This window comes from Streptomyces sp. NPDC041068, assembly GCF_040647455.1.
GTDB lineage: Bacteria > Actinomycetota > Actinomycetes > Streptomycetales > Streptomycetaceae > Streptomyces.
On the sequence record NZ_JBEZCG010000020.1, the window covers coordinates 114,618 to 127,431 of the forward strand.

Sequence of the window (12,814 nt, forward strand, 5' to 3'; positions counted from 1 at the left end):
TCGAAGGGACGTACATGCCCATGGGTCACACGGCCACGGCCGAGGCCGGCTCCGGCGGCCTGACAGCGACCGAGCACCGGCTGGCCAACGGCCTGCGCGTGGTGCTCTCCGAGGACCACCTGACCCCGGTCGCCGCGGTCTGCCTCTGGTACGACGTCGGCTCGCGCCACGAGGTCAAGGGGCGAACCGGCCTCGCGCACCTCTTCGAGCACCTCATGTTCCAGGGCTCGAAGCAGGTGCACGGCAATGGCCACTTCGAGCTGGTCCAGGGAGCGGGCGGTTCGCTCAACGGCACGACGAGCTTCGAGCGCACCAACTACTTCGAGACCATGCCCGCCCACCAGTTGGAGCTGGCCCTGTGGCTCGAGGCCGACCGGATGGGCTCGCTGCTCTCCGCGCTCGACGAGGAGTCCATGGAGAACCAGCGCGACGTCGTCAAGAACGAGCGCCGCCAGCGCTACGACAACGTCCCGTACGGCACGGCCTTCGAGAAGCTCACCGCCCTCTCGTACCCCGAGGGCCACCCCTACCACCACACGCCGATCGGCTCCATGGCCGACCTGGACGCGGCCACCCTGGAAGACGCGCGCAACTTCTTCCGTACGTACTACGCGCCCAACAACGCCGTCCTCTCCGTGGTCGGTGACATCGACCCGGAGCAGACGCTCGCCTGGGTCGAGAAGTACTTCGGGTCGATCCCCTCGCACGACGGCAAGCAGCCGCCGCGCGACGGCTCCCTGCCCGAGCGCATCGGCGAGGAGCTGCGCGAGGTCGTCGAGGAGGAGGTCCCGGCCCGCGCCCTGATGGCCGCCTACCGCCTTCCGGAGGACGGCACGCGCGCGTGCGATGCGGCCGACCTCGCCCTCACCGTCCTCGGCAGCGGCGAGTCCTCGCGGCTCTACAACCGGCTCGTGCGCCGTGACCGCACCGCCGTCGCCGCCGGGTTCGGCCTGCTGCGCCTCGCCGGAGCGCCCTCGCTCGGCTGGCTGGACGTGAAGACCTCCGGCGACGTCGAGGTGCCCGTCATCGAGGCCGCCGTCGACGAGGAGCTCGCCCGCTTCGCCGCGGAGGGCCCCACTCCGGAGGAGATGGAGCGCGCCCAGGCGCAGTTGGAGCGCGAGTGGCTCGACCGGCTCGGCACGGTCGCGGGCCGCGCCGACGAACTGTGCCGGTACGCCGTCCTGTTCGGCGACCCGCAGCTCGCCCTCACCGCTGTCCAGCGCGTCCTCGCCGTCACCGCGGAAGAGGTCCAGGAGGTCGCCGAGGCCCGGCTGCGCCCGGACAACCGCGCGGTGCTCGTGTACGAGCCCGTGTCCGCCGCCGACGAGACCGCCGACGAGAACACCGGTGACGCCGAGGAAGAGGAGGCGGCGAAGTGACCGAGGCCGCGACGATGCAGTTCCATCCCCAGCCCCAGGCGGGCACGGCCAAGCCGTGGGCCTTCCCCGCGCCCGAGCGCGGCGCGCTCCCCAACGGCCTCACCGTGCTGCGCTGCCACCGCCCCGGCCAGCAGGTCGTCGCCGTCGAGATCCACCTCGAAGCGCCCCTGGACGCCGAGCCCGAGGGCCTCGACGGCGTCGCCACGATCATGGCGAGGGCCTTCAACGAGGGCACGGACAAGCACTCCGCCGAGGAGTTCGCCGCCGAGCTCGACCGCTGCGGTGCGACGCTCGACGCGCACGCCGACCACCCCGGTGTCCGCGTCTCCCTCGAAGTGCCGGTCTCCCGCCTCCCGAAGGCGCTCGGCCTGCTCGCCGACGCCCTGCGCGCCCCCGCCTTCGCGGACAGCGAGATCGAGCGTCTCGTACGCAACCGCCTGGACGAGATCCCGCACGAGGCCGCCAACCCGGCGCGCCGCGCCGCCAAGGAGCTCTCCAAGCAGCTCTTCCCGGCCACCTCGCGCATGTCGCGCCCGCGCCAGGGCACCGAGGAGACGGTCACCGCCATCGACTCGGCGGCGGTCCGGGCCTTCTACGAGAAGCACGTCCGGCCCGCCACGGCCACCCTCGTCGTGGTCGGCGACCTGGCGGGCACCGACCTGGACGCCGTCCTCGCGGACACCGTCGGCACCTGGACGGGCGGCACGGCCGAGCCGCTCCCGGTGCCTCCGGTGACCGCCGACGACACCGGCCGCGTCGTCATCGTGGACCGCCCGGGAGCCGTCCAGACGCAGCTCCTGATCGGCCGCATCGGCGCGGACCGCCACGACCGGGTCTGGCCGGCCCAGGTGCTCGGCACGTACTGCCTGGGCGGCACCCTCACCTCGCGCCTGGACCGCGTCCTGCGCGAGGAGAAGGGATACACCTACGGCGTACGGGCGTTCAGCCAGGTCCTGCGCTCCGCCCCGGACGGCACGGGCGCGGCCATGCTCGCCATCAGCGGCTCGGTCGACACCGCGTCCACGGGGCCCGCGCTCGACGACCTCTGGAAGGTCCTGCGCACCCTCGCCGCCGAGGGCCTCACGGACGCCGAGCGCGACGTGGCCGTGCAGAACCTGGTGGGCGTCGCCCCGCTCAAGTACGAGATGGCGGCCTCCGTGGCGGCCACGCTCGCCGACCAGGTCGAGCAGAACCTCCCGGACGACTTCCAGGCGCAGCTGTACCGGCAGTTGGCCGCCACCGGCACCGTGGAGGCCACCGCCGCGGTCGTGAGCGCCTTCCCGGAGGACCACCTGGTGACGATCCTCGTCGGGGACGCCGCGCAGATCGAGGAGCCCGTCAGGGCCCTCGGGATCGGCGACGTGAGCGTGGTCACGGGCTGAGTGGCAGTCAGGACATATCGGGACCCCGGCGACTGTTTCGGCCGCCGGGGTCCTCATATGTCCGAATTCATATGGAGGTTGCCTGTCTGGCGTGTGGCGTGCGCTACAAAAGCCGAGTTCTGTTTGTCGATTGACAGATGTCCCGCTTAGCGTCGGTCCGGCTGTCCGTCACGCAGTACGCCGCGTCCGCGGCACCGGACAGTCATCGCCGAGTCCCCGTACGGCGCGAGCCAGGGGAGCCGGGGACCCACATGTCCCCTGGGGTGAATCGGGCACCTTGCCGCGAGGCGAGGGATCCGTAGGAGACCTTCCTGCTCCGAACCCGTCAGCTAACCCGGTAGGCGAGAAGGAAGGAAAGGATCAGCCGCTTCATGGCGTTCACCCGTGCCACCGGGAAGCACCGTCGTCCGAGCCGCCTGACGCGCACGACCGCGAACGCCGCGGGCGTCGCCGCGCTCACCACCACCGGCGTCATCGGAGGCCTCGCGGGTCCGGCGTTCGCCGCGGCCGACGACGCGGCCATCGAGCACACCGGCCTCACCCAGGCGATCTCCGTGGGCGACTCGCTCGCCGCGAGCATCGACGCGCAGGCCGCCGCGCAGCAGCAGGCCGCCGACGACGCCGCTGCCGCCCAGAAGGCCGAAGAGGCCGCCAAGAAGAAGGCGGCCGAGGAGAAGCGCAAGGCCGAGGCCGAGGCCAAGGCGAAGGCCAAGAAGGAGCGCGAGGCCAAGGAGCGCGCCGCCCGCGAGGCCGAGCGCAAGCGCCTGAACACCTACGTCTCGCCGATCAGCGGCTCGTACGTCTCCACGGGCTACAAGACCGGCGGTGCCATGTGGTCCTCCGGCAGCCACACCGGCGTCGACTTCCACGCCGCGTCCGGCACCACGGTCCACGCGGTCGGCTCCGGCACCGTCGTCGAGGCCGGCTGGGGCGGTGCCTACGGCAACAACGTGGTCATCAAGATGAACGACGGCACGTACACCCAGTACGGCCACATGTCGTCCCTCAGCGTCACCGTCGGCCAGACGGTGACCCCGGGCCAGCAGATAGGCCTCTCGGGCTCCACCGGCAACTCCAGTGGCCCCCACCTCCACTTCGAGGCCCGCACCGGCGAGGACTACGGCTCGGACATCGACCCGGTCTCGTACCTGCGCTCGCACGGCGTCAACGTCTGACGGCTCCCGTACGGCTCCGAAAGCCCCGGCTCGCACAGAGCCGGGGCTTTCTCCGTTCTTGGCCAAAAGATATCCATGGATTCCGGTCCGCCGTCGGAAATTCCGGCGCCCTGCAATAGAGTCACGGAACGAGCGAGAACGAGCGTCGGTCGACCGCGTTTCGCGGGGATTAAGGCGGAGGTCCGGTCATGCGCATTCCCGCGCAGTCGGTATGCACGGCGATCCGGGACGACATTGTCTCCGGTGTCCACGAAAGGGGCGGCCGGCTCACCGAGGAACTCCTCGCGCGCCGCTACGGCGTCTCCCGTGTCCCCGTGCGCGAGGCCCTGCGCACCCTGGAGGCCGAGGGGTTCGTCGTCACGCGCAGGCACGCGGGCGCGTGCGTCGCCGAGCCGACGGAGCAGGAGGCCGCCGACTTCCTGGAGATACGGATGCTGCTCGAACCGCTCGCCGCGGCCCGTGCGGCGCAGCGCCGCACCGACGCGCACCTCAAGGTCCTGCGCGGCCTCGTCAGGCTGGGCCAGGAGCGGTGCAGGAGCGGGCGCGGGGAGGATCTGCGCGCGCTGGGCGGCTGGTTCCACGAGACGCTCGTCCAGGCGTCCGGCAGCCCGGGGCTCAGCGCGCTGCTCACCCAGCTCCGGCACAAGATCGCCTGGCTGTACGTCGTGCAGCAGCCGGCGGCGCCGACCGAGTCCTGGTCCGAGTACGCCGCGATCGTCGACGCGGTGGCCCGCGGGGACGCGGAGCGGGCCAGGGCGCTCACCGCCGCGCACGCCGAGCGGGCGACGGGCGTGCACCGATGGCGCCATGCGCAGGCGCCTGCGCCTGCGCGGCCTGACGGTCGGGCGTATGTGAGGGATTCGCAACATCCCGTAAACACGGCGGGCCTCCGGAATTAACGGAGGCGCCGTATACAAAGAGAGGGAATTTCGCACGGCCTGCTCTGCCGTGCGCGCGTTTCTTTTTTGATCCCGAAAACGTCTTGCGCATACGTCGATGGGGTCACCCGGAATTCCGGGTGACCCCATCGACGTATTGCTGAAGAACGTGTCCCAGAAGGAACGTGTCCTAGACCGTCTCCGGAAGCTCCTCGAGCCCCTCGGCGACCAGCTTCGCCAGACGGTCGAGGGCGGCGTCCGCACCCTCGGCGTCGGAGGCGAGCACGATCTCCTCGCCGCCCTGGGCGCCCAGGCCGAGCACCGCGAGCATCGAGGCGGCGTTGACCGGGTTGCCGTCGGCCTTGGCGATCGTCACGGGGACGCCGGCGGCCGTGGCCGCGCGGACGAAGATGGAGGCGGGTCGGGCGTGAAGGCCCTCGGCCCAGCCGACGTTGACGCGGCGCTCAGCCATGTGTTGCTGCCCTTCCAGGTGTCTCACACTTGTCTAGACCAGTGTCTCATGCCGTCGCGGGTGCTCTGCCGGACGTACGTCCCGCTCCCGGTCGCCTTTCGACCTCTCCTAGCCTGCCCCGGGCCCGGCGGCCGCGCGACCCGTACCCTGGGCCCCATGCAGCCCCCGTCGGATCAGCAGGATCGGCACGACCACCCCTCCCACTGGGAAGCCGATGTGGTGCTGCGCGACGGGGGGACCGCCCGGATCAGGCCCATCACGGCCGAGGACGCGGACCGCCTCGTCAGCTTCTACGAGCAGGTCTCGGACGAGTCGAAGTACTACCGCTTCTTTGCGCCCTATCCGCGCCTGTCCGCCAAGGACGTGCACCGCTTCACCCACCACGACCAGGTGGACCGGGTGGGGCTCGCGGCCACCGTGGGCGGCGAGTTCATCGCCACCGTGCGCTACGACCGCATCGACGAGCGCGGCATGGCCGCCAGCGCGCCCGCCGACGAGGCCGAGGTCGCCTTCCTCGTGCAGGACGCCCACCAGGGCAGGGGAGTGGCCTCCACGCTCCTCGAACACATCGCGGCCGTCGCCAGGGAGCGCGGCATCCGCCGTTTCGCGGCCGAGGTGCTGCCCGCCAACACCAAGATGATCAAGGTCTTCACGGACGCCGGCTATCAGCAGAAGCGCAGCTTCGAGGACGGTGTCGTCCGCCTGGAGTTCGACCTGGAGCCGACCGACCGCTCGCTCGCCGTGCAGCGCGCCCGCGAACATCGGGCCGAGGCCAGGTCGGTGCAGCGGCTGCTCACCCCGGGGTCGGTGGCCGTGATCGGCGTCGGCCGGATCGCCGGCGGCGTGGGCCGCAGCGTGCTGCGCAACCTCCGGGACTCCGGCTTCACCGGGAGCCTGTACGCGGTCAACGCCGCGTTCGACGAGGGGACCGAGATCGACGGCGTGCCCGCGCACCGCTCGGTGGCGGCCATCGAGGAGCCCGTGGACCTCGCGGTGGTCGCCGTGCCCGCCGACCGGGTGCCGCAGGTCGTCGCCGAGTGCGGCGAGCGGGGCGTGCGGGGCCTGGTGGTGCTCTCCGCCGGGTACGCGGAGAGCGGCGCCGAGGGGCGCGAGCGGCAGCGCGAACTGGTGCGCCAGGCACGGTCGTACGGCATGCGGCTCATCGGCCCCAACGCCTTCGGTGTCATCAACACCTCTCCGCAGACACGGCTCAACGCCTCGCTCGCGCCGCAGTCCCCCGCGCGCGGGCGGATCGGTCTGTTCACCCAGTCCGGCGCGATCGGCATCGCGCTCCTGTCCGGCCTGCACCGCAGGGGCGCGGGGCTCTCCACGTTCGTCGGCTCGGGCAACCGCGCGGACGTGTCCGGCAACGACGTACTCCAGTACTGGTACGAGGACCCGGACACCGACGTCACGCTGATGTACCTGGAGACCATCGGCAACCCGCGCAAGTTCACCCGCCTCGCGCGGCGTTCGGCGACCGCCAAGCCGCTCGTCGTGGTGCAGGGCGCCCGGCACAGCGGCATCGCGCCCACCGGGCACGCGGTGCAGGCGACCCGCCTCCCGCACGCCACGGTGTCCGCGCTGCTGCGCCAGGCGGGAGTCATCCGCGTCGACACGGTCACCGAGATGGTCGACGCGGGGCTGCTGCTCGCGGGACAGCCGCTGCCGTCCGGGCCCCGCGTCGGCATCCTCGGGAACTCCGAGTCCCTCGGGCTCCTCACGTACGACGCGTGCGTCGCCGACGGGCTGCGGCCGCTGCCGCCGCGCGATCTGACGACCGGGGCCACACCGGCCGACTTCCGGGTCGCGCTCGCCGAGGCGCTGTCGGACGACGCGTGCGACGCGGTGATCGTCAACGCGATTCCCTGGGTGGGCGATGACGGGACCACCGCGGATCCGGAGACGCTGGCCACGGAGCTGCGCCTCGCGGCCGCGGGGTGGCCCGCGAAGCCGGTGGCCGTGGTTCATGTGGAGCTCGGAGGGCTCGCCGAAGCTTTGTCGGCTGCTGCCAGCACACGGCCTGATGCTCCTGTTTCGGTACCCGGCGGTGAGAGTTGTGCCCACCCGTTCCGCCGTGCGGAACGCCTGCCCACAACGGGAACGGACACGGCAGTGGAGCCGCCTGCGGAGGAGTACAGGATCCCCGCCTACCCCGCCGCCGAGCGTGCCGTCCGGGCCCTCGCCGAAGCCGTCAGGTACGCCCAGTGGCGGCGCGAGGCCGCCGAGCCGGGGAGAGTGCACGAGTACGACGACATCGACGAGAGCGGCGCCGCGGACCGCATCGCGGAGCTGCTCGCCAAGGACGGCGGGGACCCCCGCGGCGCCACCCTCGCCCCGGACGACGCCCACGAGCTCCTCGGGCGGTACGGCATCCACGTACGACAGGCCCTGCCCGCGCCCGATCCCGACGCGGCGGTGGCAGCCGCCGGCAGGCTCGGCTACCCCGTGGCCCTGAAGACCACCGCTCCGCACCTGCGGCACCGCGCCGACCTCGGCGGAGTGCGCCTCGACCTCGCCGACGAGGACCAACTGCGCCGAGCCTACCAGGAGTTGACGGACGTCTTCGGCAGCCCCGCCGAGCTGCGCCCCGTCGTGCAGGGCATGGTGCCGCGCGGCGTCGACACCGTCGTGCGCGCGGTCATCGACCCCGCGGCCGGAGCGGTGCTCTCCTTCGGGCTCGCCGGTGCCGCGTCCGAGCTACTCGGCGACACCGCGCACCGCCTCGTCCCGGTCACCGACCGTGAGGCGTCCTCCCTGGTCAGGTCCATCCGGACCGCACCGCTCCTGTTCGGCTGGCGCGGCTCGGCCCCCGTGGACACCCCCGCGCTCGAAGAGCTGCTCCAGCGGGTCTCCCGGCTCGTCGACGACCACCCCGAGGTGGTCGCCGTCTCCCTGGAGCCGGTGGTCGTCGCCCAGCGCGGCCTCTCCGTGCTCGGTGCCTCCGTGCGGCTCGCGCCCCCGCCGGCCCGCGACGACCTCGGCCCGCGCACGCTTCCCGGCTATTGACCGGCTGCTGACAGGGGGCAGAGGCGGCCACGGGGCCCGTGCGCCCCGCACCGGGCCGTAGGATGGACGGCATGGCAAAGACCGGTACGACGACCCAAGGGCTGCGCGCGGCGATCGAGCGCAGCGGCTACTACCCGGCCCTCGTGGCCGAGGCGGTGGAGGCCGCGATCGGCGGCGAGGCCATCGGGTCGTACCTGGTCCACCAGGAGACCACGTTCGACGCGAACGAAGTGCGTCGGCACGTCACGGTTCTCGTCCTGACCGGCACGCGCTTCATCGTCAGCCACACCGACGAGCAGGCGGCGGACAGCACCTCCCCGACGCCGTACGCGACGACCTCCACCGAGTCGGTCGAGATCGGCCGCATCTCCTCGGTCGTGGTCAGCCGCGTCGTCGCCAACCCCGAGAAGTACGTTCCCGGGACGCTGCCCCGCGAGGTCGTCCTGACGATCGGCTGGGGCGCCGTGTCGCGCATCGACCTGGAGCCCGCGGCCTGCGGTGACCCCAACTGCGAGGCCGACCACGGCTACACCGGCAGCTCGACCGCCGACGACCTGAGCCTGCGCGTCAGCGAGGCGGGCGACGGACCCGACGCCGTGCGGCAGACCCTCGCCTTCGCCCAGGCGCTGTCCGAGGCGACCGCGGACACCGCCCGCTGATGGCGCTGCCTTCCTGGGACGACGTACAACCGCTCGCCCTCGACACCGCACCCGTGCCCGAGTACGGCGCGGGATCGCTCGCCGACCTGCTGCCCACGCTCGTGTCCCACCAGGGCGTGCCCGGCTACGAGACGCCCGCCATCGCCGAACTCGCCCCCGCCGACCGGAACTGCGTGTTCCTGATCGACGGCCTGGGCTGGGAGCAGCTCAAGGCCCACCCGGCCGAGGCGCCCTTCCTGACGTCGCTGCTGCAGAGCTCACGGGGCGGCACGGGACGGCCCATCACCGCGGGCTTCCCCGCGACCACCGCGAGCTCCCTCGCTTCGGTGGGCACCGGCCTGCCGCCCGGCGCGCACGGCCTGCCCGGCTACACCGTCCGCAATCCGGCCACCGACGAGCTGATGAACCAGCTCCGCTGGAACCCGTGGACCGACCCGCACAAGTGGCAGCCGTACCCCACGGTCTTCCAGCGGGCGCACGAGGCGGGTGTGCACACCGCGCAGGTGTCCTCGCCGACCTTCGAGCACACCCCGCTCACCAAGATCGCCCTCAGCGGCGGTTCCTTCAGGGGCAGGCTCTCCGGAGAGGACCGCATGGACCTCGCCGCCGAGCAACTGGCCGCGGGGGACCGCTCGTTGGTCTATACGTACTACGCGGAAGTGGACGGCAAGGGCCACCGCTTCGGCGTCGACTCCGACGCCTGGCGCGGCCAGCTCATGTACGTCGACCGGCTCGTCCAGCGCCTCGCGGAGCAGTTGCCCCCGCGCAGCGCCCTGTACGTCACCGCCGACCACGGCATGCTCGACATCCCCTTCGACGACAACGCCCGCATCGACTTCGACGAGGACTGGGAGCTGCGCGCGGGCGTCGCCCTCCTCGGCGGCGAGGGCCGGGCCCGTCACGTGTACGCGGTGCCGGGCGCCGCGAACGACGTCCTGACGGTGTGGCGCGAGGTCCTCGGCGAGCAGTTCTGGGTTGCGGGACGTGACGAGGCGATCGCCGCGGGCTGGTTCGGTCCACACATTGATCAACGTGTGTACGAGCGTATCGGCGACGTCGTCGCGGCCGCCCACGACGATGTGGCGATCATCGCCACGGAGCGCGAGCCCAAGGAGTCCGCGCTCGTCGGCATGCACGGTTCGATGACCCCCGTCGAACAGCTCGTCCCTCTGCTCGAAGTACGCTCCTAGCCCTACGCCCCACGCGGCGGCGCCCCCATGCAGTGCCCCCCTCGACGTACGTACCGAAAGGTCCTCAACTCCCCATGCCCGAGCTGGTGTTCTTCTCCGGGACGATGAACTGTGGGAAGTCGACTCTCGCGTTGCAGTTCGAGCACAACCGGTCGGCGCGAGGGCTGCAGGGCCTGATCTTCACGCGCGACGACCGGGCGGGGGAGGGGAAGCTGTCCTCGCGGCTGGGCCTGGTGACCGATGCGGTGGAGGCCGGTCCGGACCTCGATCTGTACGCGTATGTGGTGGAGCAGCTCTCACGGGGCGGCAAGGTCGACTACGTCATCGTGGACGAGTCCCAGTTCCTGGACTCCGGTCAGATCGATCAGCTCGCCCGGATCGTGGACGACCTGGAGCTGGATGTCTTCGCGTTCGGCATCACCACGGACTTCCGCACCAAGCTGTTCCCCGGCTCGCAGCGGCTGATCGAGCTCGCCGACCGGGTGGAGGCCCTCCAGGTCGAGACGTTGTGCTGGTGCGGGGCACGGGCCACGCACAACGCGCGCACCGTGGACGGCGAGATGGTGGTCGAGGGCGAGCAGGTCGTGGTGGGGGACGTGGACCGTTCGCCACTGGAGGTCGGCTACGAAGTGCTGTGCCGACGCCACCACAGACGCCGGATGACGAGTGCGGTGGCGCACGCCGGGGCGCTGTCCCCGGACGTGCTGCCTGTCACGTCCGGATGAGCGCGGCGGGCCGGCCCGGCGGCGGCTGGGCCGCGGGCCGGCCAGGCGACTGGGCCACGAGCCGGCCCAACGGCTAGGCGGAGGCAGGCACTTCGGTTTTCCGGCCGCGGCGGGACCAGGCCACGAGCGGAGGCATGGCCGCGCCCAGCACGGCGAACCCGGCGGCCATGACGATCCAGCCGACGGTTCCGTGGCCGATCGCCAGCCAGGTGAGGAGCGCGGGCGCGATCATCTTGCCGATGTCGGCGCCCATGGCGTGGGTGCCCTGGTACTGACCCTGGGCGTCGTCGGGCGCGAGTCCGAAGGCGATTCCCCAACTGCCCGCTGCCTGCCGCACCTCGCCGAGGACATGGGCGATGGCGCCGAGAAGAAGCAGGGCGCTGGCGGTGACCGCCGAGGCGCCGTCGCTCAGTGCGAAGACGAGACAGGCGGCGGTGATGCACAGGGCCCCGGTCCGGGAGGCCCGAGCGGCGGACGTGGGCTCGTCCGTGCCGCGCGATGCCCGCACCTGCAGCAGGACCACCAGCACCGTGTTGAGCAACAGGATCGCCGCGATCGTCCAGCGCGGGGCGCCGGTGTGCTGCAGGACCCAGAGGGGCAGCACCACTTCCAGCAGCATGTTGTGCATCGAGAGCAGGCCGTCCAGCGCCACGAAGGCGAGGAACGGACGGTCGCGCAGGACGACCAGCGCGGGCCCCGGACGAGGCGGCTGCCCCGGCACCGTCGGCAGCAGCAGTGTCAGCAGCCCGCTGGCCAGGTAGGCGAGGGCGACCGCCACGACGGCCCCCCGGTAGTAGGCCGTGCTGCCGATCGCCAGCAGGACGCCCGCGACGCTGGCTCCGGCGGTCGCGCCGACGTTGCTCATGGTCCGCATGTAGGCACGGACCGGGACGCGCTTCTCCGGCGGGACAAGACCGGCGATCATGGCGAGGCGGGCGCCGCGGCTCGCGCTGTAGGCCACGGCCTGAACGCTGATCACCAGCAGGTAGGACGGGTAGTCCGACACGAGCAGCAGTGCGGCCGACAGAGGACCCATCGCCACGAGGGACCAGATCTGCACGCGCCGCGCGCCGACGCGGTCCGCCAGATGACCGGTGGGGGTGCTCAGGGCCAGAGCGACACCCGCGGCGATTCCCACGCCGATGCCGAACTGCTCCGCGGACAGGTGGAGAACGGAGGTCGCGTACACGGCGTTGAGGGCCATCCACAGGCCCTGTCCCACGGTGAGGACCAGGACGATTCCCAGGAACGTCCGGACCTCTCGGCCTTCCGGAAGGGTGCGTATCAGCATGGCGGCGTCGTCACTCAGCCTTACTCAGCCCTCGAAGCCGGACTCGGCGAGGATCTTGTCGATGCGGGTCCGGTGAGCCGCCTCCCAGTCGTCGAGGGATTCCGCGGCCTCCTTGGCCAGCTTCGTCCGGGCCGCGAGGAGAACCTCCTCCTGGCGGGTGGCGGGGACCACCACGACGCCTTCCTCGTCGGCCACCACGACATCGCCGGCCTCCACCCGCACGCCGCCGCAGTGCACCGGGGCGTTGAGCGGCAGGACGGCCTTCTTGGTGCCGGGGAACGGAATGACCCCTCGGGCGAAGACGGGGAAGCCCGCCTCCCGTACTTCGGCGAGGTCGCGGATGAGGCCGTCCGCCACGAACGCCCTGACTCCGCGGCGCTGGGCCACGGCACAGACGTTGCCACCGGCCAGCGCGTAGTCCAGGTCGCCGGACTGCACCACGATGATCGAGCCCGGCTCCGCGCGATGGATGGCCGCGTGCAGCATGAGGTTGTCACCGGGAGGGCACTGCACGGTGAACGCCGGACCGGCGACGCGCGGCGTCGAGGGCCACAGCGGGCGGATGGTGATGTCCATGACCTGCCCACGGCCCAGGATGTCGGCGACGGTGGTGGTGGGGACATCCTGGAATTCGGTCGTCGTGCTCATGTCTCT

11 protein-coding genes and 1 riboswitch are annotated in these 12,814 nt (G+C 71.9%); of the genes, 8 read left to right on the plus strand and 3 right to left on the minus strand.

The window, feature by feature from the left end; genetic code table 11:
* The first annotated feature begins 14 nt into the window (after positions 1 to 14).
* From AB0B50_RS36725 to AB0B50_RS36740, 4 genes are all read left to right on the plus strand, one after another.
* The gene (locus tag AB0B50_RS36725) at positions 15 to 1,379 is read left to right on the plus strand and encodes a pitrilysin family protein (RefSeq protein ID WP_362340171.1); all 1,365 of its coding nucleotides are present in this window, start codon (positions 15 to 17) and stop codon (positions 1,377 to 1,379) included.
* Positions 1,376 to 2,761, plus strand: a complete 1,386-nt coding sequence (locus AB0B50_RS36730; RefSeq protein ID WP_362340172.1) for a pitrilysin family protein — start codon at positions 1,376 to 1,378, stop codon at positions 2,759 to 2,761. The genes AB0B50_RS36725 and AB0B50_RS36730 overlap by 4 nt, the downstream gene beginning before the upstream one ends.
* A gap of 196 nt (positions 2,762 to 2,957) precedes the next feature.
* Positions 2,958 to 3,120, plus strand: a riboswitch (cyclic di-AMP (ydaO/yuaA leader).
* Between the two features lie 12 nt (positions 3,121 to 3,132).
* A complete protein-coding gene (locus AB0B50_RS36735) occupies positions 3,133 to 3,936 on the plus strand; it encodes a M23 family metallopeptidase (RefSeq protein ID WP_362340173.1) in 804 nt (267 codons plus the stop codon).
* A 188-nt stretch (positions 3,937 to 4,124) separates the two neighbouring features.
* On the plus strand, positions 4,125 to 4,835 hold the full coding sequence (locus AB0B50_RS36740) for a GntR family transcriptional regulator (protein WP_362340174.1): 711 nt from the start codon (positions 4,125 to 4,127) through the stop codon (positions 4,833 to 4,835).
* A 169-nt stretch (positions 4,836 to 5,004) separates the two neighbouring features.
* On the opposite strand, the gene AB0B50_RS36745 is transcribed toward AB0B50_RS36740, so the two are convergent.
* Positions 5,005 to 5,286, minus strand: coding sequence for an HPr family phosphocarrier protein (locus tag AB0B50_RS36745; RefSeq protein ID WP_030021209.1), 282 nt, complete (start codon positions 5,284 to 5,286; stop codon positions 5,005 to 5,007).
* A 156-nt stretch (positions 5,287 to 5,442) separates the two neighbouring features.
* Here AB0B50_RS36745 and AB0B50_RS36750 point away from each other — a divergent pair, with 156 nt between their 5' ends.
* From AB0B50_RS36750 to AB0B50_RS36765, 4 genes are all read left to right on the plus strand, one after another.
* The gene (locus tag AB0B50_RS36750; RefSeq protein WP_362340175.1) at positions 5,443 to 8,295 is read left to right on the plus strand and encodes a GNAT family N-acetyltransferase; all 2,853 of its coding nucleotides are present in this window, start codon (positions 5,443 to 5,445) and stop codon (positions 8,293 to 8,295) included.
* A 71-nt stretch (positions 8,296 to 8,366) separates the two neighbouring features.
* Positions 8,367 to 8,954, plus strand: coding sequence for a DUF5998 family protein (locus AB0B50_RS36755; RefSeq protein ID WP_055697117.1), 588 nt, complete (start codon positions 8,367 to 8,369; stop codon positions 8,952 to 8,954).
* Positions 8,954 to 10,144 carry a nucleotide pyrophosphatase/phosphodiesterase family protein gene (locus tag AB0B50_RS36760; protein WP_362340176.1) on the plus strand — a complete coding sequence of 397 codons (1,191 nt, stop codon included), beginning with the start codon at positions 8,954 to 8,956 and terminating at the stop codon, positions 10,142 to 10,144. The genes AB0B50_RS36755 and AB0B50_RS36760 overlap by 1 nt, the downstream gene beginning before the upstream one ends.
* A gap of 74 nt (positions 10,145 to 10,218) precedes the next feature.
* Positions 10,219 to 10,869 carry a thymidine kinase gene (locus tag AB0B50_RS36765; protein WP_362340177.1) on the plus strand — a complete coding sequence of 217 codons (651 nt, stop codon included), beginning with the start codon at positions 10,219 to 10,221 and terminating at the stop codon, positions 10,867 to 10,869.
* Positions 10,870 to 10,942: 73 nt separating this feature from the next.
* Here the strand turns inward: AB0B50_RS36765 and AB0B50_RS36770 are convergent, their stop codons facing one another.
* Together AB0B50_RS36770 and AB0B50_RS36775 are read right to left on the minus strand one after the other, a co-directional pair.
* A complete protein-coding gene (locus tag AB0B50_RS36770) occupies positions 10,943 to 12,160 on the minus strand; it encodes an MFS transporter (RefSeq protein ID WP_362340178.1) in 1,218 nt (405 codons plus the stop codon).
* A 24-nt stretch (positions 12,161 to 12,184) separates the two neighbouring features.
* A complete protein-coding gene (locus AB0B50_RS36775) occupies positions 12,185 to 12,808 on the minus strand; it encodes an RraA family protein (protein WP_362340179.1) in 624 nt (207 codons plus the stop codon).
* Positions 12,809 to 12,814 lie beyond the last annotated feature (6 nt).

What these genes read in the sequence shown, in the direction of transcription:
- AB0B50_RS36750 (WP_362340175.1), top strand. Translation starts at nt 5,443, where the DNA reads ATGCAGCCCCCGTCGGATCAGCAGGATCGGCACGACCACCCCTCCCAC.
- AB0B50_RS36755 (WP_055697117.1), top strand. Translation starts at nt 8,367, where the DNA reads ATGGCAAAGACCGGTACGACGACCCAAGGGCTGCGCGCGGCGATCGAG.
- AB0B50_RS36770 (WP_362340178.1), bottom strand. Translation starts at nt 12,160, where the DNA reads ATGCTGATACGCACCCTTCCGGAAGGCCGAGAGGTCCGGACGTTCCTG.
- AB0B50_RS36745 (WP_030021209.1), bottom strand. Translation starts at nt 5,286, where the DNA reads ATGGCTGAGCGCCGCGTCAACGTCGGCTGGGCCGAGGGCCTTCACGCC.
- AB0B50_RS36740 (WP_362340174.1), top strand. Translation starts at nt 4,125, where the DNA reads ATGCGCATTCCCGCGCAGTCGGTATGCACGGCGATCCGGGACGACATT.
- AB0B50_RS36775 (WP_362340179.1), bottom strand. Translation starts at nt 12,808, where the DNA reads ATGAGCACGACGACCGAATTCCAGGATGTCCCCACCACCACCGTCGCC.
- AB0B50_RS36760 (WP_362340176.1), top strand. Translation starts at nt 8,954, where the DNA reads ATGGCGCTGCCTTCCTGGGACGACGTACAACCGCTCGCCCTCGACACC.
- AB0B50_RS36735 (WP_362340173.1), top strand. Translation starts at nt 3,133, where the DNA reads ATGGCGTTCACCCGTGCCACCGGGAAGCACCGTCGTCCGAGCCGCCTG.
- AB0B50_RS36725 (WP_362340171.1), top strand. Translation starts at nt 15, where the DNA reads ATGCCCATGGGTCACACGGCCACGGCCGAGGCCGGCTCCGGCGGCCTG.
- AB0B50_RS36765 (WP_362340177.1), top strand. Translation starts at nt 10,219, where the DNA reads ATGCCCGAGCTGGTGTTCTTCTCCGGGACGATGAACTGTGGGAAGTCG.